Source organism: Neogemmobacter tilapiae (assembly GCF_014652215.1).
GTDB lineage: Bacteria > Pseudomonadota > Alphaproteobacteria > Rhodobacterales > Rhodobacteraceae > Neogemmobacter > Neogemmobacter tilapiae.
Genome location: NZ_BMYJ01000008.1, coordinates 140,415 through 158,979, shown reverse-complemented (window position 1 = coordinate 158,979; position 18,565 = coordinate 140,415). Strand labels below are relative to the sequence as shown.

The following is an 18,565-nucleotide window of genomic DNA, read 5'->3' as shown; positions in this document are numbered from 1 at the left end:
CCGCTGTTTTCCATGACAGGCGGGGGCATCTGCGCTAGTCTGCGGCCATTGATTCACTTTTTTGCAGGAGAAGACGATGGCCGTCTGGAAATTTTCGCTTGTCGACAACATGCCGCAGTATTTTCCGCTGCTGATGCAGGACATTGCCGACCTGAACACCCTGACCCTGACCGGAAACAACACGGGCTTTCGCTATGCGGAACCGGGTCTGTCCGTGAACTTTGCGGCCAACAATCTGACCGTCCAATCGGCGTCGGGCCAACCGCCGAAAATTGTCGGGGGACAGGTCACCTCGACCACGATCCGCGTCGATGGGCAGGTCGCGCTGCAAGCAACGGGCCTTAGCGTGTCGGCTGCCAAAATCTTTGAAGCCATTGATGCACATGACGAAGAGGCGCTGATGCGGCGGCTGTTCGAAGACGCTGACGACATCACCGGCACCAGCAAGACCGACTATCTTTATGGCTATGCTGGGGCGGATACGATCAAGGGTGGCGTGGGCGACGACAATATTTATGGCGGCGGTGGCAATGATCGGTTGCTGGGTGGAAAGGGCCGCGACCTGATTGATGGCGGCCCTGGGAACGATGTGATCATCGCCGGGGCTGGGCAGGATTCGATCTATGCCGGTGACGGTGCCGACCGGATCATCTTTGACGCCGCCCCTGTTGAAGGACAGCGCGACTATATCCAGAACTTCACCGGTGGAAGCGACCGTATTGTGCTGGATCAGGACATTTTCACCGCCATCGGGCCGGTTGGCCTGCTGGCCTCGGCCCGGTTCCGGCTGGGCACAGCGGCGGGTGATGCGAACGACCGCATCATCTATGACAATCTCAGCGGCACGCTTTACTATGACCGCGACGGGAATGGGGCCGCCAAGGCCCAGGTCATCGCGGAAATGGTCGACGCCCCGGCGCTGACGGCGGCGGATTTCCAGATTATCGCCTGATCAGAGGCCGCAGGTTGCGCGGCCTGCGGCAATCCAATCCTCGGCGGCGGGGCACCAACCTTGGCTGGCCCCGATCAGGGAAATCTGGCCCAGCAGGGCCACGGCCTGCATCGCAGCAAGGCGGGCATTTTCCTTTGTGTGCCCTTCGGCCGCAAGGCATTTGGCCAAAGCCTCGGTCAGATCGCGCAGATAGGCCAGAAAGGCCGCACCGACAAAGGGTTCACGCCCCATCGGGCCGCTGGCTGTGCGGAACAACAGGCAACCCGACCATCCCGGCTGGCGGGCAATATGGTCCAGCTTGTCCCAGAATTGGATTAATCCGGCCCGCCCCGGCGGGTTCAACTCTGCCAGCATCCGGGCCAGAACCGTATCGCGATAATGCAAAAGGGCATCGGCAATCAGCGCATTCTTGTCGGGCCAGCGCTGCGACAATTCCTTGCGCGAAAGCCCGGTCGCCTGCTGGATTTCCGGGTCGCTGGCCTGATCGGCCCCCCGCGTCCAGAACAGGCCCATCGCCCCCTCAATTACCTTGCTTTCCATCGTCACGCCCCCCCGATGGCCGACATTCTGCACCGAACGCCAGACCACCGCAATCGTTCCAGATCAGAAGGGAACCTCATCCGCATCCACCACAAAGGACGCCAGAACCCGTTTCACCCCGGCTTGGGCAAAGTCGATCTCCAGCTTGTCGCCTTCCATGCCTATGACGCTGCCATAGCCGAATTTCTGGTGAAAGACGCGGTCGCCTTCGACAAAGGCCGACACGGCCGTCGCGTCGATCACACTGGCGCGGGATTCGCGGGGCTGCGAGACGGGGCGGGAGCCCGCCCGCGCCTCCATCCGCTTCCAGCCAGGCGAGTTATAGACATCGGCCTTGGCGACCCGTGCTTCCATGGCCCCAAACATTCCCGCAGCACCATAGCCACCACCGAAAATACTAGGTGGCGTTAAATCATCAACATGCTCGGGAGGCAGTTCATCAACAAAGCGCGAACGGAATTGAGATTGCCACCTGCCATAAATAGGCCGATTTGAAGCATAGCTGATGGTGCAGAGCTCTTCGGCGCGGGTGATGCCGACATAGGCCAGACGGCGTTCCTCTTCCAAACCCTTCAAGCCGCTTTCGTCCATGCTGCGCTGGCTGGGGAAAAGCCCATCCTCCCACCCCGGCAAAAAGACCACGGGAAATTCCAGCCCCTTGGCCGCGTGCAGTGTCATGATCGAGACTTTGGGCTGCGAATCCTCGGTCTCATTCTCCATGATGAGCGAGACATGCTCCAGAAAGCCCTGAAGATTGTCGAAATTCTCCAAGGCCTTGACCAGTTCTTTCAGGTTCTCCAGCCGCCCCGGCGCCTCGGGCGTCTTGTCGTTCTGCCACATCTCGGTATAGCCGGATTCATCCAGAATCGTTTCGGCCAGCCGGATATGGTCATAATCGACCTCGAGCGTCGCCTTGTGCCAACGGTCCGCCGCTTCGACGAACTGCCGCAACTGCCCGCCGCCCTTGCCGCCAATCGCGCCCCGCGCCACAGCCTCGCGCGCGCCATCAAGCAGTGAAACCCCAGCCCCCCGCGCCAGCCGCTGCAAATCCTGCTGCGCCTTTTCGCCAAGACCGCGTTTGGGCGTGTTGATCACCCGTTCAAAGGCCAGATCATCATCGGGCGAAACCGCCAGACGGAAATAGGCCATGGCATCGCGGATTTCCAAACGCTCATAGAAACGCGGGCCGCCGATCACGCGATAAGGCAGGCCAATGGTCAGGAACCGATCCTCAAACGCCCGCATCTGGTGGCTGGCGCGCACCAGAATCGCCATTTCCTCGCAATTGAAACGATCAAGCGGGCTATCGAGAACACTCTGATACTTCGCGGTAGAATTAGAATCCTTAGACAGAAGCCACCGAATAAGCTTCTCGACCCGTCGATCAATGTAGGCCCTTCCACTCTCGAACGCATACTTTATGAACTCGCGCCGTGTTGGGCGCCCAAAACCGCTTCTTGCTAAGCCAGAAAGTTCCTGATGCAAGTTCATTGAACGAAGATTCAGACGATTCTTTGCTAGATGGTGTGAGCCGGATCGAAGCCCCTCGATCTCTTCGCCGATCCAGCGTGCCTCTTCCTCGCCGTCCCAATGGCCGATCAGCCGCACCTTTTCGCCCGGGTCGCCCGCCGTCCACAGCGTCTTGCCCAGACGGTTGGCGTTCCCCGCAATCACCCCCGAAGCCGCCGCCAGAATATGCGCGGTGGAGCGGTAGTTCTGCTCTAGCCGGATCACCTCGGCCCCCGGAAAATCCTTTTCGAAGCGCAGGATATTACCCACCTCGGCGCCCCGCCAGCCATAGATCGACTGGTCGTCATCCCCCACGCAGCAGATGTTCCGATGCGCCTGGGCCAAAAGCCGCAGCCACAGATATTGGGCGACGTTGGTGTCCTGATATTCGTCCACAAGGATATAGCGGAACCAGCGCTGATATTGCTGAAGAACGTCCGCATGGGCCTGAAAGATCGTCACGCAATGCAAAAGCAGATCGCCAAAATCGCAGGCGTTCAGCGTTTTCAGCCGGTCCTGATAGGCGGCGTAAAGCTCGGTCCCCCGGTTGTTGTAACCGCTCGCTTCCGATGAGGGCACCTTGTCCGGCGTCCAGGCGCGGTTCTTCCAATGGTCGATCAGCCCCGCCAGCATCCGCGCCGGCCAGCGCTTTTCGTCGATGTTCGCAGCCACGATCAACTGCTTCAACAGCCGCAACTGATCGTCCGTGTCCAGAATGGTGAAGTTTGACTTCAACCCGACCAGTTCCGCATGCCGCCGCAGGATTTTCACCGAAATCGAATGGAACGTCCCCATCCAGGGCATCCCCTCCGCCGCCTGCCCCAGCATCCGGCCCACGCGATCCTTCATTTCCCGCGCGGCCTTGTTGGTGAAGGTCACCGCCAGAATCTCATTCGGGCGGGCCTTGCCCTGCATCAGCAGATGCACGATCCGCGCCGTCAGCGCCTTGGTCTTGCCCGTTCCGGCCCCCGCCAGCATCAGCACCGGCCCATCCAAAGCCAGCACCGCCGCCTTTTGCGCCGGGTTCAGATCGTCCAGATAAGGCTGCGGTCGCGCCGCCATCGCCCGCTGCGACAAAGGCACGGGCGGGGCGGAATCGTCGATGTCATCCCAAGCGTTCATTCCCGGAACATAACGCCCCTTTTTCGCAAGGAAAAGCATTGTTCTTGGATTGTTCATCCCCATTCATCTTGCCCCAAATACCTGGGGGGAGCGCGCAGCGCTGGGGGCAAAGCCCCCCCGAAACAAAAGGCTTATGGCCAAAGGCCATTCCGCCAGATCACGCCACTTGTTTTTGTAACAGGTCCATGTCACCCCTTGCGCCGCAGTGCAGCACCACTAGACTGCCTAAGTTCGCGCTTTCAGCCAAAGGTCGCCCCATGCCCGAGTTCAAGAAGATCCTTGTCGCCAACCGTGGCGAGATTGCCATCCGCGTGATGCGCGCCGCGAATGAAATGGGCAAGAAAACGGTGGCGGTTTATGCCGAAGAGGACAAGCTGTCCTTGCACCGTTTCAAGGCGGACGAGGCTTACAAGATCGGCGAGGGCCTTTCCCCTGTGGGCGCTTATCTGAGCATCCCAGAAATCATCCGTGTGGCGCGGATGGCGGGGGCCGATGCCATTCATCCGGGCTACGGCCTGCTGTCGGAAAACCCCGATTTTGTGGACGCTTGTGATCAGGCCGGGATCACCTTTATCGGTCCGCGCGCCGAAACCATGCGGGCCTTGGGCGACAAGGCCTCGGCGCGGCGGGTCGCCATGGCGGCAGGGGTTCCGGTTATCCCTGCGACCGAGGTTCTGGGCGATGATTTCGACGCGATCCGCAAGGAAGCCGCCGAAATCGGCTTTCCGCTGATGCTCAAGGCGTCATGGGGTGGCGGTGGGCGCGGCATGCGCCCGGTGCTGAACGCCGAGGAGCTGGAGGCGAAGGTCCGCGAAGGCCGGCGCGAGGCAGAAGCGGCCTTTGGCAATGGCGAAGGCTATCTGGAAAAGATGATCATCCGGGCGCGGCACGTCGAAGTGCAGATCCTTGGCGACAAGCAGGGGAATGTCTGGCACCTGTGGGAACGCGATTGCACCGTGCAGCGGCGGAACCAAAAGGTCGTCGAACGCGCCCCCGCCCCCTATCTGACGCAAGAACAGCGGGATGAGGTTTGCGAACTGGCGCGCAAAATCTGCGCCCATGTGGATTACGAATGCGCGGGCACGGTCGAATTCCTGATGGATATGGATTCGGGCAAGTTCTACTTCATCGAAGTAAACCCCCGTGTGCAGGTCGAACATACGGTGACCGAAGAGGTGACCGGCATCGACATCGTTCAGGCGCAAATCCTGATCGAAGAAGGCAAGACGCTGGCGCAGGCAACGGGTGTGGCCTCGCAGGCGGATGTGAAACTGAACGGTCATGCGCTGCAATGCCGCGTGACAACCGAAGACCCGCTGAACAATTTCATCCCTGACTATGGCCGGATCACCGCCTATCGCTCGGCCACCGGCAACGGCATCCGTCTGGACGGGGGCACCGCCTATTCGGGGTCCGTGGTGACACGCTATTATGACAGTCTGCTGGTCAAGGTGACGGCCCATGCGCAGACCCCGGAGAAAGCCATCGCGCGGATGGACCGGGCCTTGCGCGAATTCCGGGTGCGGGGGGTTTCAACGAACATCGACTTTGTCGTGAACCTGTTGAAACACCCGACCTTCCTCGACAACACCTATACCACGAAATTCATCGACACGACCGCCGACCTGTTCAATTTCCGCAAGCGCAAGGATCGGGCGACCAAGATCCTGACCTATATCGCCGACATCACGGTGAACGGGCATCCCGAAACCGCTGGCCGACCCCTGCCCAACGCCGAGGTCAAGGCCCCGAAGCCCCCGGCCCTGCGGGCGGAACCCGCAATGGGCACGCGCAATCTGCTAGAGCAAAAGGGGCCGCAAGCGGTGGCCGACTGGATGCGGGCGCAGCAAAAGGTGCTGCTCACCGACACGACGATGCGCGACGGGCACCAGTCGCTTTTGGCCACCCGTATGCGGTCCATCGACATGATCCGCGTGGCCCCGGCCTATGCGGCGAACCTGCCGCAACTGTTCAGCGTCGAATGCTGGGGCGGGGCGACCTTTGACGTGGCCTACCGCTTCTTGCAGGAATGCCCCTGGCAGCGCCTGCGCGATCTGCGCGCCGCCATGCCGAATGTGATGACGCAGATGCTTTTGCGGGCGTCGAACGGGGTCGGCTATACGAACTATCCCGACAATGTGGTACGGGAATTCGTTTTGCAGGCGGCCAAGACCGGGGTGGATGTGTTCCGCGTGTTCGACAGCCTGAACTGGGTCGAAAACATGCGCGTGGCGATGGACGCGGTGCTGGAGGCCAACAAGGTCTGCGAAGGCACGATCTGCTACACCGGCGATCTGTTGGATCCGGAACGGTCGAAATATGACCTGAAATACTATGTGGACCGGGCCAAGGAATTGAAAGCCGCAGGCGCCCATGTGCTGGGCCTGAAGGATATGGCGGGCTTGCTGAAACCAGCCGCAGCGCGGGTTCTGGTCAAAACACTGAAGCAGGAAATCGGTCTGCCCATTCATTTCCACACGCATGACACCAGCGGGGCCGCAGCGGCGACGGTTCTGGCCGCCTGCGATGCCGGGGTCGATGCAGTCGATGCGGCGATGGATGCGTTCTCGGGGGGCACCTCGCAGCCCTGTTTGGGGTCGATTGTCGAGGCCTTGCGTCATACCGAACGCGATACCGGGTTGGACATCGGGGCGATCCGCGAAATCAGCAACTATTGGGAACATGTCCGGGCACAGTATGCAGCCTTTGAAAGCGGCACGGCGGCACCTGCGTCCGAGGTTTACCTGCATGAAATGCCGGGTGGCCAGTTTACCAACCTGAAAGCGCAGGCCCGATCCATGGGGCTTGAGGAGCGCTGGCCCGAGGTGGCGCAGGCCTATGCCGATGCGAACCGGATGTTCGGGGATATCGTGAAGGTGACGCCTTCGTCGAAGGTCGTGGGCGATATGGCCCTGATGATGGTGGCGCAGGGCCTTTCGCGTTCGCAAGTTGAGGATCCGGCGGTTGATGTCGCCTTCCCGGAATCGGTGGTTGACATGATGAAGGGCAATCTGGGCCTTCCGCATGGCGGCTGGCCTGCGGGGATTCAGAAAAAGGTGCTGAAGGGCGAAAAGCCCTTGGCGGGCCGTCCGGGGGAATCGCTTCCTCCAGTCGATCTGGATGCCGTGCGCGCCAAGTTGCTGGCCGATTTGGGCATCGGCGGGGATGACGCGGATGATGAGACATTGGATGATGAGGATGTGAACGGCTACCTCATGTATCCCAAGGTTTTCATGGATTACCGCGCACGGCACCGTCTGTATGGGCCGGTGCGGGTTCTGCCAACCAAGGCCTTTTTCTATGGCATGGAACCGGGCGAGGAAGTGACCGCGGAAATCGACGCCGGGAAAACCTTGGAGATCCGCCTGCAAGCGGTGGGCGAGACGACCGAAGAAGGCGAGGCGAAGGTCTTCTTTGAACTGAACGGCCAGCCGCGGGTGATCCGGGTGCCGAACCGCGCGGTCAAGGCAAAAACGGCCGCACGTCCCAAAGCGGTGGATGGCAACCCCGCGCATCTGGGGGCCCCGATGCCGGGGTCCGTGGCAAGCGTCGGCGTCAGCGTCGGGCAAAAGGTGAATGCAGGCGATCTGTTGCTGACCATCGAGGCGATGAAGATGGAAACCGGCCTGCACGCTGAAAGGGCGGGGGTGGTCAAGGCTGTCCATGTGCATCCGGGCAGCCAGATCGAAGCGAAGGATTTGCTGATCGAGTTTGAATGAGCGCGCCGCAATAGCGCGCGTGTAGGATGGGCCATTGGCCCATCTTCCGCCTATTTCTTTTTCACAAACTCGGTCAAAATCACGATCCGCTGTCCTTCAACCCGGCCCTCAATCTGCCCGCCATTGTCCGGCACCAGCGCAATTCCCCGCACCGCCGTCCCGCGTTTGGCGGTAAAATTCGCCCCCTTCACCACCAGATCCTTCACCAGAACCACCGTATCGCCCGCCGCCAGCAGCGCCCCGTGGGCGTCCCGGTGTTCCACGGCGGATGGCAGGTTGATCCAACCCTCCACCTCGGGCAGCAGCACCATATTGTCCCGCACTTCCCCGGCCCAGGCCGCATCCAGACTTCCCAGCCGCCGCCAGACCGCCCATTGCACCACTGGCTCCTGCGACCAGGCCGCCCCTTCCAGACAGCGCCAGTGATCATCCGGTGCGGGCCGGTCGCCCCGGCACTGGGCACACAGCAACAGGGCACCCGCCGGCGGCAGTTCCACGCCCCCCAGCCGGTCGCCTGCCCCGCAGAATTCGCAAACCTCGCCCGCACGGGCCATCAATTCGGCTAGGGTCATCGAAATCTCCTGTCACTTTGCCCTGCCCTACGCCCGGAACGGCGAAAGGGAAAGCCCGGCCCTCAGGCCGCAGCCAAGGCACGCGCCTGATCCAGCAGCGCCTTGGCCATATCCCGCTGCACATCTCCATTCGCCACCGAACGCGCCAGCGTCACCCCGCCCGACAACAGCGCCAGCAGCCCCAAGGCCTTGCCCCGGTCGCCCAAACCCACCGCCATCGCCCCGATCACCTGATCCAGCGCCGCCTGATACTGCGCTTTTATCGCAGGGCTGGCCCGCGTCACATCCGCGGTCAGGCTTTGCAGGCCGCAGCTTTCTTCGGCCGGACCGAACAGGCGCACAGACAGATAGAACGCCATGAATCTTTCCAGCCAGTCGTCACCATCCGCCTGCATCGCCAGCACAGCATCCCGCAGTTCCTCCAGCCCCTGAACCGCCGCCGCCTCAAACGCCGCATCTTTCGATTTGAAATGCCCATAGAACGCGCCCGAGGTCATCCCCGCCTCTTTCGCCAAGGCGTCCACCCCCACCCCACCAAAGCCCGCTCGGCGAAACGCCCGCCCCACCGCCGCCAGCAGCCGCGCCCGCGTTTCCGTCTTTTGTTCTGCCGCATAGCGCATCGCACTCTCCCCGATGAGATAACGATCATTATTTCATTCTTGACAAGATAACGATCGTTATTCCATATGCCATAACGATCACTATCTTACAAAGGAATCCCCATGCCACTCGTCCTCACCCTCTCGCAAAACGCGATCCCGCCCGAACATGTCGCCAAAGCCATGGCGCAAATCACGGCGGCTTTTCTGGAAACCCACGGGCTGACCGGCAACCGGGTGATCGGCCCGAATGTGACGGGCCAAGTCCATATCTTGCCCGAAGGTCAGGCCTTTGCAGGCGGAGCGCCCGTCCTTGGCGCTTGGCTAGAAGCGAAGGTGCCAGCCTTCGCTTTGTCCGATGCGGGCGTTCAGAAGGCCTTCTTTGGTCAGGTAACGGATATTCTGGTTGGCCTGTCCGAAGGCCGCCTAAGCCCTGAACGCATCTGGACCGAGGCGCTTCATACCGTCGATGGCACGTGGAACCTGAACGGGGTGGCCCACAGCAACGCTGACCTTCTGGCCGCGATCGGGGCTGACTGATGCGGATGCTTTACACGATGATGCGCGTCAGCGATCTGGAAAGGGCTTTGGCGTTTTATACGGGCCCGATGCAGATGCGGCTGATCCGTCAGGAAGACTACCCCGAGGGGCGCTTTACATTGGCCTTCTTGGGCTTTGAACAGCCCGGTGAAAGCCTGATCGAGCTGACCTACAACTGGGACAGCGGGGACTATAGTCTTGGGACGGCCTGGGGCCACATCACCTTTGGGGTGCCCGACGTAGCCGCGACCTGTGCCCGGCTTGCGGCGATGGGTGTCCCCATCCTGCGACAAGCTGGCCCCATGACCCATGCCGCCAAGGGGCAAAGCCATCGCGAAATCATCGCCTTTGTCGAAGACCCCGACGGTCACCGGCTGGAACTGGTTCAAACCGCATAGACCCAAATATTGGCGCAAAGGGGCAAAATGCCCCTTGCATCCCCCGCCCCCTTTCCCTAAATCCCCGCCATCGGCTGATGCGGGCGTAGCTCAGGGGTAGAGCATAACCTTGCCAAGGTTAGGGTCGTGAGTTCGAATCTCATCGCCCGCTCCAGCCGAATGAAAAAGCGCCCCACGGGGCGCTTTTTTCGTTTCAGGCCAAGGCCACACGGGCGGGCCGGCGGTTTTGCCACCATTCCAGCAGCAGCAGGCTGGGCAACCAGCAGCCCCAAGCGGTGACATCATAAGTCTCGACCGCCGACATGCCCGCCGCCATTAAGGGCGGCATCATGATCCGCAGGGTCACCGCCCCAAAGGTCAGCGCCACCGAGCGCAGCATCCACCGCCTGTGCCGCCCAAAATCCCGCCCCATCGCCGCCCTTATGCCCAAAGCCGTAAAGGCGATCCACAAAGTCCCCAGCGCCGCAAAGCCCGACAAGGCAAACCAGCTTCCCGCGAATTCCAGCAGCAGAACCAGCGATGATCCCCCCGCAATCAGGATCGACAGCGCATAGCCATAGCCCATCACCCGATGCAGCGCCGGACGCCGCGCCCGCAGACCATTCGACAGTTGGAACGGTGCCAGAAACAACGCGATCGGCCCAAAGATCACATGCAGCCAGATCGTCACCGGCAACACCGGCAGGTAATAGGTCAGCACGGGCATCACCATGTCCGCAGGCAAGGCCAAAAGCCGCAAGGTGAACAGCGCCACAATCACGCAAGACAGCCTGAACGCCCAGCGTCCCAAGAAGGTCAGTGTCATTTCTGCATCCCTAGACAGTGTCAAGTTTTACCCAACTAGCCACGACAGCTTGACACTGTCAAGTCAAAGATCAAGGACGATACCATGAACGTGATCCCGCCCTTATCCACCCGCGACCGTCTGATCGACGCGGGCCTTGAACTGCTGCTGGAAGGCGGGACCGAGGCCCTGACATGGCGCAAGACGGCGGCACGGGCGGGCGTCAGCCATGCCGCCCCGGCGCATTATTTCTCCGCCCTGCCCGACCTTCTGACCGCCATCGCCGCCCGCGCCTTTGACCGCTTCTCAGCCGAAATGATTCTGGCGCGCGACCGGGCTGGCCCTAATCCCCGCGCCCGGCTGCATGGCATCTGCCAAGGCTATCTGGCCTTTGCTGCGACCCATGCCGGGGTTTTCCACATCATGTTCACCGAAAGCACCGTGAACCGCACGGACGAAGATTTCGGTCGCGCCAGCACGCAATCCTATCTGATCCTGCGCGACTGCTGCGCGCCCTTCTGCACACCCGACGACCGCGAAGAGTTGGAATTTGCGGTTTGGAGCAGCGTCCACGGCTACGCCATGCTGGGCCTGCAAAGCCCGGATGCCCAGAAACGCCGCGCCATTTCCAACATTCCACCCTTTGCCACCCTGCTGGAAAAAATTCTTGCGGGCCGCACCTGAACCCGCTTGCACCCGCCCCCGACATTGGCTAGATCGCTGCCACGGAGTGCGGGCGTAGCTCAGGGGTAGAGCATAACCTTGCCAAGGTTAGGGTCGTGAGTTCGAATCTCATCGCCCGCTCCAATGAAAACGGCGGCCTTCGGGCCGCCTTTTCGTTTTAAGGCCCCCTTCCCTGCTCTGTCCCTGCGGCCTATAAGGCGCGTGAAGCAAAGCAGGATGTTCCGATGCGGCAGGCAGTGATCACGCGCAAGACCAACGAAACGGCGATCTCGGTCAGCGTCAATCTGGACGGCACCGGCAGTTCGGATTGCAAGACGGGCGTGGGGTTCTTTGACCATATGCTGGACCAATTGGCCCGCCACAGCCTGATCGACATGACCATCCGCTGCGAAGGTGATCTGCACATCGACGATCACCATTCGGTCGAGGATACAGGCATCGCCATCGGGCAGGCGCTGGCACAGGCATTGGGCGACAAGCGGGGCATCCGGCGCTATGGCGAATGCCGCTTGGCGATGGATGACGCGCAGGTGGCCTGTGCTTTGGACCTGTCGGGGCGGGCCTTTCTGGTCTGGAACGTCGATTTCCCGACCACCAAGATTGGCACCTTCGACACCGAACTGGTGCGCGAATTCTTTCAAGCGCTGGCGACGCATGGCGGCATCACCCTGCACCTTGACCGCCTTCACGGGCTGAACAGCCACCACATCGCCGAATCCGCCTTTAAATCGGTGGCGCGGGCGCTGCGTATGGCTGTCGAACCCGACCCACGCCGCGCGGATGCCATTCCGTCGACCAAAGGTTCGCTGTGATGCGGACGGCCTTGGTCGATTACGACGCGGGGAATCTGCATTCGGCCGTCAAGGCGTTCCAGCGTATGGCGGTCGAGGTTGGGGGGGGCGAAGTTCTTGTCACCTCAAGCCCCGAGGATGTCGCGCGAGCAGATCGCATCGTGCTACCGGGTGACGGGGCCTTTCCCGCCTGCCGTCAGGCACTGTCTGATCATATCGGTCTATTCGAGGCGATTGCCGAACGCGTGACCCAAGGCGCACCCTTTCTGGGCATCTGCGTGGGGATGCAGATGATGGCCACAGTGGGCCGCGAATACCGCGATGTGGCAGGCTTTGACTGGATCGGCGGGCAGGTCACGCGGATCGAACCCGGCGAGACGGGCCTGAAAGTGCCGCATATGGGCTGGAACGATCTGGTGATCGACCAGCCGCATCCAGTGCTGGAGGGGCTGCAAACCGGCGATCACGCCTATTTCGTGCATTCCTATGCGATGCAAGTCGCCGACAAGGCGCATCTTCTGGCGCATGTCGATTATGCCGGGCCCGTGACGGCGATCATCGGGCGCGACAATATGGTGGGCACCCAGTTCCACCCCGAGAAAAGCCAGGCCACCGGCCTGCGCCTGATCGGTAATTTCCTGCGCTGGAAACCCTGAACCCCGGCGGACCTGCCGCCGGGGCCCCGGAAATCATCAGTTGATGATTTGAATATCGCCCGCCGTCAGACGGAAATTGTTATCGAGGAAGGCAAACAGAACCATCGGCTTCAACCCGTTGCCATCGGGGTCGTAGTAGACACCGCCGCTGACCTGCGAATAGAGAATGCGGTCATTCGCATCGATCCGGCCGGTATCCATATTCTTGAACAGCTTGGACGACAACTTGCCCGGCCCTCCAACGCCCTTAAACGCATCGTTGTCCAAGATCATCAGATCGGTTCCGCCAAAATCGCTGATGAAGTCGGTGCCGGCCCCATAGACCGATTTGTCGAAAACAAACTTGTCGGCCCCGGCTCCGCCCGTCAGCTGATCGTCGCCGCCGCCGCCGCGCAAGACATCCTTGCCTGCACCACCATCCAGTTCGTCCCGTCCAGCCAGCCCATTCAGCACGTCATTTCCCGCCATACCGCGGATGTCATCATTCAACCCGGTTGCCGTGATGTTGTCATTGCCCGACAGAAGAAACTGCTCCAGCAGCACGGTGCTGTCAAAATTCGGCAAGGCCAGATCACCGAACTGTTCAGCCGATAGCGACAGGCCGGTCACCGTTACATAGTTTGCTCCGCCGATTTTCAGTGACAGCGAAGTGATGGTGCCACCGGTCAGAATGCCGTCTGCGACAGTCAGACCGCTGCCTTTCAAGTTGAATGCAAACTCCGCCGACGGGACGACGATGGACAGATTGCCTTGATAGGTCACCGATGTCGAAGAGCTCAAGGTAACAGGCAGATCGTTGACGATGTAAAGCCCAAGGTCAAAGGCGAAGTCAGCCGTATCGGCGATGACTTGCCGCGAGGTCGGGGCGAATTTCCAGACAGCCATTATGGGATCCCTTTTGTCGAAATTGACGCACGGTCAACTGTGCGCCGATTTGGTCAACAAACCGAATTGAGGCGGCCGATCAACAATAGGCTTGTAAACTCAAGGGCTAGGTCGCCCCGAGAGTCGTGAATAAACCTCGGTTTAGGAGGTTTTGGTCACATTCCTGTCAGACGACCAAGAACCCGGATCCGACTTTCGTTGAAGCGGGCCGCGTTACAGCATCTGTGTCAAGAACCACCAACTGCCATAGAGATGAGCCGCCAAAACTGAGAGCCAAGCACCGAAGGCCCAGAACCACGCCCCGCCCTGCAAGGGCGTTTGCGCTCGGGCGATGGCAATATGCCGCGTGATGCCGGCCGCGCCCAACACGGCGAACAACAAAAGCAACAGCGACCCCATCCACACCGCCAAGGCGCCCAGAACAGCACTGGTCGCAATCGTGGCATAGGTCGCAAAACCGCCACCAAATCGCATGGTCAAGATGTGAAGACACCGCCCACCATCCAGCGGCCAAAGCGGCAACAGATTGAAGAAATTGAGCGATGCGATAACCACCGCAAAAATCCACAGAAACTCTCCTGCCCCTTCCAGACCCGCAGGCATCATTCCCGACAAAGCAAAGGCCAGTGCCATTGGGGCCACGGAAATCCCTGGCCCCATCAGCGAGATGAAGAAATCCTTGGCTTGGCTGTCTGGCACCCGGTCCGAAATGGCCACTCCGCCCATCAGCGGGATCAGGCGGAAACGCGCATCCATATGCCCGCACACCCGATAGGCCGCGACATGGCCGAATTCATGAATCATGACCGCAAGAATCAGGGCCAGGCCATACATCGGCCCCCAGAACCAGCAGGCGGCCAGAACCGCGAGCAAAGCCATACCCAGACTGTCGAAATCGAGCCCTACGACCGTCAGTCCGGTATCCGCCACCATCCCCCCACGCAGGGCCAACCAAGTGCCCGACATCAGGATCAGGGACAGCACCAAACTCAACATCGGCAGTTCAACAGTCACGATGGCATGTCCCTTACTTGTCCTTTTCGGACCTGAACCATGATCAGGGCGGGATTGGGGCAAGGGCGTGAAACTTGCGCGTCAGCCCTTGCCGTGCCAAAGGGGCGGGGTCAATTCCGGGGGCTGCCAAATGATCCTTTATCCTGCCATCGACCTGAAAGACGGCCAATGCGTGCGCTTGTTGCGTGGCGATATGGACAAGGCCACCGTCTTTGGCGCCGATCCCGCCGCACAGGCCTTGGCCTTTCAGGATGCGGGTTGCGAATGGCTGCATCTGGTCGATTTGAACGGGGCCTTCGCCGGCCATCCGGTGAACAGCGATGCGGTGCGTTCCATCCTGTCCAGCGTCAAAGTTCCGGTGCAACTGGGCGGCGGTATCCGCGATATGGCCACGATTGCCATGTGGCTGGAGGCGGGGCTGTCCCGCGTGATCCTTGGCACCGTGGCGGTTGAGAACCCCGATCTGGTGCGGCGGGCGGCGGCGACCTTCCCCGGCAAGGTGGCGGTGGGCATTGACGCCCGCAAGGGCATGGTCGCCACGAAAGGCTGGGCGATGGAAACCGATGTGAACGCGACAGATCTTGCCCGCCAGTTTGAAGACGCAGGCGTTGCTGCCATCATCTACACCGACATTGACCGCGATGGCGCCATGGGCGGGCCGAACATCCCCGCGACCGAGGCTTTGGCGCGGGCCGTGACGATTCCTGTCATCGCCAGCGGCGGGGTTTCAACCTTGAACGACCTGACCTCGCTAAAAGCGACGGGCGTCATTGCAGGCGCGATTTCCGGCCGGGCACTCTATGAAGGCGCGATTGATCTGCGCGAAGCTTTGGCGCTGCTAAACCGCTGAGCCTTTGCGGAAAATCTGCCAAAGCCAAAGCCCCAGCCCAACCGGGCAGGTGATGAAGGCCACCACTGCATTTGACGGAATGGCCCCTGCGGTTTGAAAGATCACAGCGGTGGTCAAAACCGAAAACGCGGGCACCAGAAACAGCGGCAAATAGCGCCAGACCGGGGCCGGTTTAAGCCGAAACTCGGCCCCATTCCCCTTGGCCCGCAACATCCCCCAAACGGTCAAGCCCATCATCATCGGCAGGAATATCCGTAGGGGCGTTGGGTTTAGCACGGTCTGCAACATGAAAAGGCTGGCCGCCACCACGGGCATGATCCACAGCGCCCGACGCGGCGGCTTTGGCAGCCGTCCAAATCTGTCCAGCCCCAGAAACCCCAAGACCGCGACGCCCGCGCCGGAAAATTGGTAAAGCGCCATGGCCCCAAGTCCCGGCAGTTCCGGCTTTTCCAGCGGCCACCAAGCCGCCCAGAAACCATAGGCCATACCGATTGCGCCCAGCGTCAGACATTGACGCCCAAGCGACCAACCCACCGAAAGCCGCACCAAGGCCAGCATGACGCCTGCCGTCAGCAGCATATGCCAGGCCAGTGGCGTCCAGACCAATTGGAAGGGAAAGGCCAGATACATCTCGCCCACCACAACGCCTTCGATCAGAAAGCCGAACATCGCACCGGCCAGCCAGAACCCTCGCCAGCCGCCCGCCCCCGTCAGCAAAACCGCACTCAGCGCGGTTGCGCTGGCGAGCCCGTAAATCACGACCAAAAGCGCATATTCGACCACACCCATGGTCGGCCCCGGAAAGGCCCAGAACAGCGTCTCCGACCCAAAGACGGCAATCGCCCCCAAGGTCAGCGACAACCCGAAAAGATGCCAAACTTCCCGCATCGGCCACCGCCATTGCAATTGCCCTGCACTCAAGGCTATCACGGCCCCGACGAAAGGCCAGCCATGCTGAAAACCCGGATCATTCCCTGTCTCGATGTCGCCGATGGCCGCGTGGTCAAGGGCGTCAATTTTGTGAACCTGATCGACGCGGGCGATCCCGTGCAGGCCGCCAAAGCCTATGATGCGGCGGGCGCGGACGAGCTGTGTTTTCTCGACATCCACGCCACGCATGAAAACCGGGGCACCATGTTCGATCTGGTGACCCGCACGGCCGAGGCTTGCTTCATGCCGCTGACGGTGGGCGGCGGCGTGCGCACGCCCGAGGATGTGCGGGCGCTTTTGCTGGCCGGGGCGGACAAAGTGTCCTTCAACTCCGCCGCCGTGGCCGACCCGGATGTGGTGGCCCGCGCGGCGGACCGTTTCGGCAGCCAATGCATCGTGGTGGCGATTGACGCGAAAACCGTGGCACCGGGCAAGTGGGAAATTTTCACCCACGGCGGTCGCCGCGAAACCGGCATTGATGCGGTAGAATTCGCACGCATGATGGCTGCCAAGGGCGCGGGGGAAATCCTGCTCACCAGCATGGACCGCGACGGCACCAAGGGCGGCTACAACCTGCCCCTGACCCGCGCCATTGCCGATGCCGTGCCCGTGCCCGTCATCGCCAGCGGCGGGGTGGGCACGCTGGACCATCTGGTCGAAGGCGTGACCCAAGGCCATGCCAGCGCCGTTCTGGCGGCCTCGATCTTCCATTTCGGGACGTTTACGATTGGAGAGGCCAAGGCCCATATGGCCGCGGCAGGCATTCCGATGAGGCTGTCATGAGCGCCCTAGAACGCCTCGCCACCACCATCGCCGCCCGCAAGCGGGCCGATCCGGAATCGTCTTGGACCGCCAAACTGCTGGCCAAAGGCGCGGAAAAATGCGCCGAGAAATTCGGCGAAGAGGCCATTGAGGCGATCATCGAGGCGGTCAAGGGCGACCGCGCCAAACTGACCGCCGAGGCTGCCGATGTGATCTATCACCTGCTGGTGATGCTCGCCGCCCGGGATGTGACGCTGGCGGACGTGCTGGCCGAGCTGGAACGGCGCGAGGGGCAGTCAGGCATCGCCGAAAAAGCCTCACGCGGCTGAGCTTTGGTCGCCCATTGGCAGAACCGTCACGCGGTTCCGCCCCGTGTTCTTGGACAGATAGGTGGCCTGATCGGCGCGGGCGATACGTTCGGCCAATGTCCCTGCCCCATGGCTGACACCGACTGAGGCCGTCACCGCAGCCCCGCCCGCCCGTATATTTTCGGCAATCGCGCGGCGCAGGCGTTCGGCCGCCAAACGCGCCTCTTCCGCCGAAACATCGGACAGGAACACCACAAACTCCTCTCCGCCAAACCGCGCCAGAACATCGTCTTGCCGCAGCCCATCCGCCACGAGACGCGCCACATCCTGCAAGACCTGATCGCCCGCATCATGACCCAGCCGATCATTGATCGCCTTGAAATGATCCAAATCGAAATGCAGAACCGCCCCCGAGCCATCTCGCGCCGTGCGTCGTTCAAAGCCACGACGGTTCAAGACGCCCGTCAGCGGATCGGTGTCGGCACTGCGCTGCGTCGTTTCGATCCGGTCTTGCAGACGCGCCATCATGCGCCCCGCCCGCTGCATCAAGCGTCCCAGCTCATCCTGCATGTCCTGCGGCAGCGGCGCGATGATGCCCTCATCCTCAAACCGCTGCATGGCCCGTTCCACCTGATACACTGGGCGCAGAATGGCCTTCAGCGCAAAAAGCGTTGCCGCCGTGCCCACCAGCGTTGCGACCAGAACCATGGCCAGAATGTCCAGATGCTGCGACAGCCCGTCAGGCCCGCCCAGCAGATAGGCGATCAGCACAATCAACGGCACGTGGGTGCCCACGAAGGCCAGAAAGAACACCTTGGCGGTGAAGCTTCCCGGGAACAGCCGGGCCAAGGCTTTGTAAATCCGCATGTCAGGTCCACCGCTTTTGAACCAGACTGAGCGCCATTTGTTAACAAATAGTTAACGCCGCCAAAGACCAGGCGCAGGCCGAA

Annotated in this window: 19 protein-coding genes and 2 tRNA genes; 12 read left to right on the top strand and 9 right to left on the bottom strand. The window is 61.3% G+C overall.

What is annotated here, in order from left to right:
• The first annotated feature begins 76 nt into the window (after positions 1-76).
• A complete protein-coding gene (locus IE095_RS13625; protein WP_189412222.1) occupies positions 77-952 on the top strand; it encodes a calcium-binding protein in 876 nt (291 codons plus the stop codon).
• On the opposite strand, the gene IE095_RS13620 is transcribed toward IE095_RS13625, so the two are convergent.
• Both IE095_RS13620 and IE095_RS13615 read right to left on the bottom strand, forming a co-directional pair.
• Positions 953-1,540, bottom strand: coding sequence for a TetR/AcrR family transcriptional regulator (locus tag IE095_RS13620; protein WP_189412221.1), 588 nt, complete (start codon positions 1,538-1,540; stop codon positions 953-955).
• Positions 1,541-1,555: 15 nt separating this feature from the next.
• Positions 1,556-4,123, bottom strand: coding sequence for an ATP-dependent helicase (locus IE095_RS13615; protein ID WP_189412220.1), 2,568 nt, complete (start codon positions 4,121-4,123; stop codon positions 1,556-1,558).
• Positions 4,124-4,380: 257 nt separating this feature from the next.
• Here IE095_RS13615 and IE095_RS13610 point away from each other — a divergent pair, with 257 nt between their 5' ends.
• Positions 4,381-7,842, top strand: a complete 3,462-nt coding sequence (locus tag IE095_RS13610; RefSeq protein WP_189412219.1) for a pyruvate carboxylase — start codon at positions 4,381-4,383, stop codon at positions 7,840-7,842.
• Positions 7,843-7,892: 50 nt separating this feature from the next.
• Here IE095_RS13610 and IE095_RS13605 read toward each other — a convergent pair whose 3' ends face one another.
• Complete coding sequence (locus IE095_RS13605) at positions 7,893-8,414, bottom strand: alkylphosphonate utilization protein (RefSeq protein WP_189412218.1); 522 nt, start codon at positions 8,412-8,414, stop codon at positions 7,893-7,895.
• 62 nt (positions 8,415-8,476) lie between these two features.
• Entirely contained in the window at positions 8,477-9,034 is a 558-nt protein-coding gene (locus IE095_RS13600; protein ID WP_189412217.1) for a TetR/AcrR family transcriptional regulator, read from the bottom strand.
• A 102-nt stretch (positions 9,035-9,136) separates the two neighbouring features.
• On the opposite strand from IE095_RS13600, the gene IE095_RS13595 reads away from it, so the two are divergent.
• The 3 genes from IE095_RS13595 to IE095_RS13585 all read left to right on the top strand — a co-directional run bounded on the left by IE095_RS13595 (position 9,137) and on the right by IE095_RS13585 (position 10,105).
• Complete coding sequence (locus tag IE095_RS13595) at positions 9,137-9,553, top strand: 4-oxalocrotonate tautomerase (protein WP_189412216.1); 417 nt, start codon at positions 9,137-9,139, stop codon at positions 9,551-9,553.
• Positions 9,553-9,951 carry a VOC family protein gene (locus IE095_RS13590; RefSeq protein WP_189412215.1) on the top strand — a complete coding sequence of 133 codons (399 nt, stop codon included), beginning with the start codon at positions 9,553-9,555 and terminating at the stop codon, positions 9,949-9,951. The genes IE095_RS13595 and IE095_RS13590 overlap by 1 nt, the downstream gene beginning before the upstream one ends.
• A gap of 79 nt (positions 9,952-10,030) precedes the next feature.
• Positions 10,031-10,105, top strand: a tRNA-Gly gene (locus tag IE095_RS13585).
• Positions 10,106-10,144: 39 nt separating this feature from the next.
• Here IE095_RS13585 and IE095_RS13580 read toward each other — a convergent pair.
• Positions 10,145-10,756: a DUF2306 domain-containing protein gene (locus IE095_RS13580; protein WP_189412214.1), complete on the bottom strand. Its 612-nt coding sequence runs from the start codon at positions 10,754-10,756 to the stop codon at positions 10,145-10,147.
• A gap of 84 nt (positions 10,757-10,840) precedes the next feature.
• On the opposite strand from IE095_RS13580, the gene IE095_RS13575 reads away from it, so the two are divergent.
• The 4 genes from IE095_RS13575 (at position 10,841) to hisH (ending at position 12,866) form a co-directional block, all read left to right on the top strand.
• Entirely contained in the window at positions 10,841-11,419 is a 579-nt protein-coding gene (locus tag IE095_RS13575) for a TetR/AcrR family transcriptional regulator (protein ID WP_189412213.1), read from the top strand.
• Between the two features lie 48 nt (positions 11,420-11,467).
• Positions 11,468-11,542 (top strand) — tRNA-Gly (locus IE095_RS13570).
• Positions 11,543-11,643: 101 nt separating this feature from the next.
• Positions 11,644-12,231 (top strand): imidazoleglycerol-phosphate dehydratase HisB, encoded by a 588-nt coding sequence (gene hisB, locus IE095_RS13565; protein ID WP_189412212.1) that lies wholly within the window; start codon positions 11,644-11,646, stop codon positions 12,229-12,231.
• Positions 12,231-12,866: an imidazole glycerol phosphate synthase subunit HisH gene (gene hisH, locus IE095_RS13560; RefSeq protein ID WP_189412211.1), complete on the top strand. Its 636-nt coding sequence runs from the start codon at positions 12,231-12,233 to the stop codon at positions 12,864-12,866. Before hisB ends, hisH begins: the two co-directional genes overlap by 1 nt.
• Before the next feature lie 36 nt (positions 12,867-12,902).
• On the opposite strand, the gene IE095_RS18620 is transcribed toward hisH, so the two are convergent.
• Together IE095_RS18620 and IE095_RS13550 are read right to left on the bottom strand one after the other, a co-directional pair.
• The gene (locus tag IE095_RS18620; RefSeq protein ID WP_189412210.1) at positions 12,903-13,751 is read right to left on the bottom strand and encodes a calcium-binding protein; all 849 of its coding nucleotides are present in this window, start codon (positions 13,749-13,751) and stop codon (positions 12,903-12,905) included.
• A 213-nt stretch (positions 13,752-13,964) separates the two neighbouring features.
• Positions 13,965-14,765 carry a metalloprotease gene (locus IE095_RS13550; protein ID WP_189412209.1) on the bottom strand — a complete coding sequence of 267 codons (801 nt, stop codon included), beginning with the start codon at positions 14,763-14,765 and terminating at the stop codon, positions 13,965-13,967.
• A 130-nt stretch (positions 14,766-14,895) separates the two neighbouring features.
• Between IE095_RS13550 and hisA the strand changes: the two genes are divergently transcribed.
• Entirely contained in the window at positions 14,896-15,615 is a 720-nt protein-coding gene (gene hisA / locus IE095_RS13545; RefSeq protein ID WP_189412208.1) for a 1-(5-phosphoribosyl)-5-[(5-phosphoribosylamino)methylideneamino]imidazole-4-carboxamide isomerase, read from the top strand.
• Here the strand turns inward: hisA and IE095_RS13540 are convergent.
• The gene (locus tag IE095_RS13540; RefSeq protein ID WP_189412207.1) at positions 15,604-16,503 is read right to left on the bottom strand and encodes a hypothetical protein; all 900 of its coding nucleotides are present in this window, start codon (positions 16,501-16,503) and stop codon (positions 15,604-15,606) included. The genes hisA and IE095_RS13540 overlap by 12 nt on opposite strands.
• 63 nt (positions 16,504-16,566) lie before the next feature.
• On the opposite strand from IE095_RS13540, the gene hisF reads away from it, so the two are divergent.
• Both hisF and IE095_RS13530 read left to right on the top strand, forming a co-directional pair.
• Positions 16,567-17,328, top strand: a complete 762-nt coding sequence (gene hisF / locus IE095_RS13535) for an imidazole glycerol phosphate synthase subunit HisF (RefSeq protein WP_189412206.1) — start codon at positions 16,567-16,569, stop codon at positions 17,326-17,328.
• A complete protein-coding gene (locus IE095_RS13530) occupies positions 17,325-17,636 on the top strand; it encodes a phosphoribosyl-ATP diphosphatase (RefSeq protein WP_189412205.1) in 312 nt (103 codons plus the stop codon). Before hisF ends, IE095_RS13530 begins: the two co-directional genes overlap by 4 nt.
• Here IE095_RS13530 and IE095_RS13525 read toward each other — a convergent pair.
• Positions 17,625-18,482, bottom strand: coding sequence for a GGDEF domain-containing protein (locus tag IE095_RS13525; RefSeq protein WP_189412204.1), 858 nt, complete (start codon positions 18,480-18,482; stop codon positions 17,625-17,627). The two genes, IE095_RS13530 and IE095_RS13525, sit on opposite strands and share 12 nt — an antisense overlap.
• Positions 18,483-18,565 lie beyond the last annotated feature (83 nt).

Excerpts from the sequence above, each read along its gene's own strand:
- IE095_RS13625 (WP_189412222.1), top strand. The coding sequence starts at position 77 with ATGGCCGTCTGGAAATTTTCGCTTGTCGACAACATGCCGCAGTATTTT.
- IE095_RS13615 (WP_189412220.1), bottom strand. The coding sequence starts at position 4,123 with ATGAACGCTTGGGATGACATCGACGATTCCGCCCCGCCCGTGCCTTTG.
- IE095_RS13610 (WP_189412219.1), top strand. The coding sequence starts at position 4,381 with ATGCCCGAGTTCAAGAAGATCCTTGTCGCCAACCGTGGCGAGATTGCC.
- IE095_RS13605 (WP_189412218.1), bottom strand. The coding sequence starts at position 8,414 with ATGACCCTAGCCGAATTGATGGCCCGTGCGGGCGAGGTTTGCGAATTC.
- IE095_RS13600 (WP_189412217.1), bottom strand. The coding sequence starts at position 9,034 with ATGCGCTATGCGGCAGAACAAAAGACGGAAACGCGGGCGCGGCTGCTG.
- IE095_RS13595 (WP_189412216.1), top strand. The coding sequence starts at position 9,137 with ATGCCACTCGTCCTCACCCTCTCGCAAAACGCGATCCCGCCCGAACAT.
- IE095_RS13590 (WP_189412215.1), top strand. The coding sequence starts at position 9,553 with ATGCGGATGCTTTACACGATGATGCGCGTCAGCGATCTGGAAAGGGCT.
- IE095_RS13580 (WP_189412214.1), bottom strand. The coding sequence starts at position 10,756 with ATGACACTGACCTTCTTGGGACGCTGGGCGTTCAGGCTGTCTTGCGTG.
- IE095_RS13575 (WP_189412213.1), top strand. The coding sequence starts at position 10,841 with ATGAACGTGATCCCGCCCTTATCCACCCGCGACCGTCTGATCGACGCG.
- hisB (WP_189412212.1), top strand. The coding sequence starts at position 11,644 with ATGCGGCAGGCAGTGATCACGCGCAAGACCAACGAAACGGCGATCTCG.
- hisH (WP_189412211.1), top strand. The coding sequence starts at position 12,231 with ATGCGGACGGCCTTGGTCGATTACGACGCGGGGAATCTGCATTCGGCC.
- IE095_RS18620 (WP_189412210.1), bottom strand. The coding sequence starts at position 13,751 with ATGGCTGTCTGGAAATTCGCCCCGACCTCGCGGCAAGTCATCGCCGAT.
- hisA (WP_189412208.1), top strand. The coding sequence starts at position 14,896 with ATGATCCTTTATCCTGCCATCGACCTGAAAGACGGCCAATGCGTGCGC.
- IE095_RS13540 (WP_189412207.1), bottom strand. The coding sequence starts at position 16,503 with ATGCGGGAAGTTTGGCATCTTTTCGGGTTGTCGCTGACCTTGGGGGCG.
- hisF (WP_189412206.1), top strand. The coding sequence starts at position 16,567 with ATGCTGAAAACCCGGATCATTCCCTGTCTCGATGTCGCCGATGGCCGC.
- IE095_RS13530 (WP_189412205.1), top strand. The coding sequence starts at position 17,325 with ATGAGCGCCCTAGAACGCCTCGCCACCACCATCGCCGCCCGCAAGCGG.
- IE095_RS13525 (WP_189412204.1), bottom strand. The coding sequence starts at position 18,482 with ATGCGGATTTACAAAGCCTTGGCCCGGCTGTTCCCGGGAAGCTTCACC.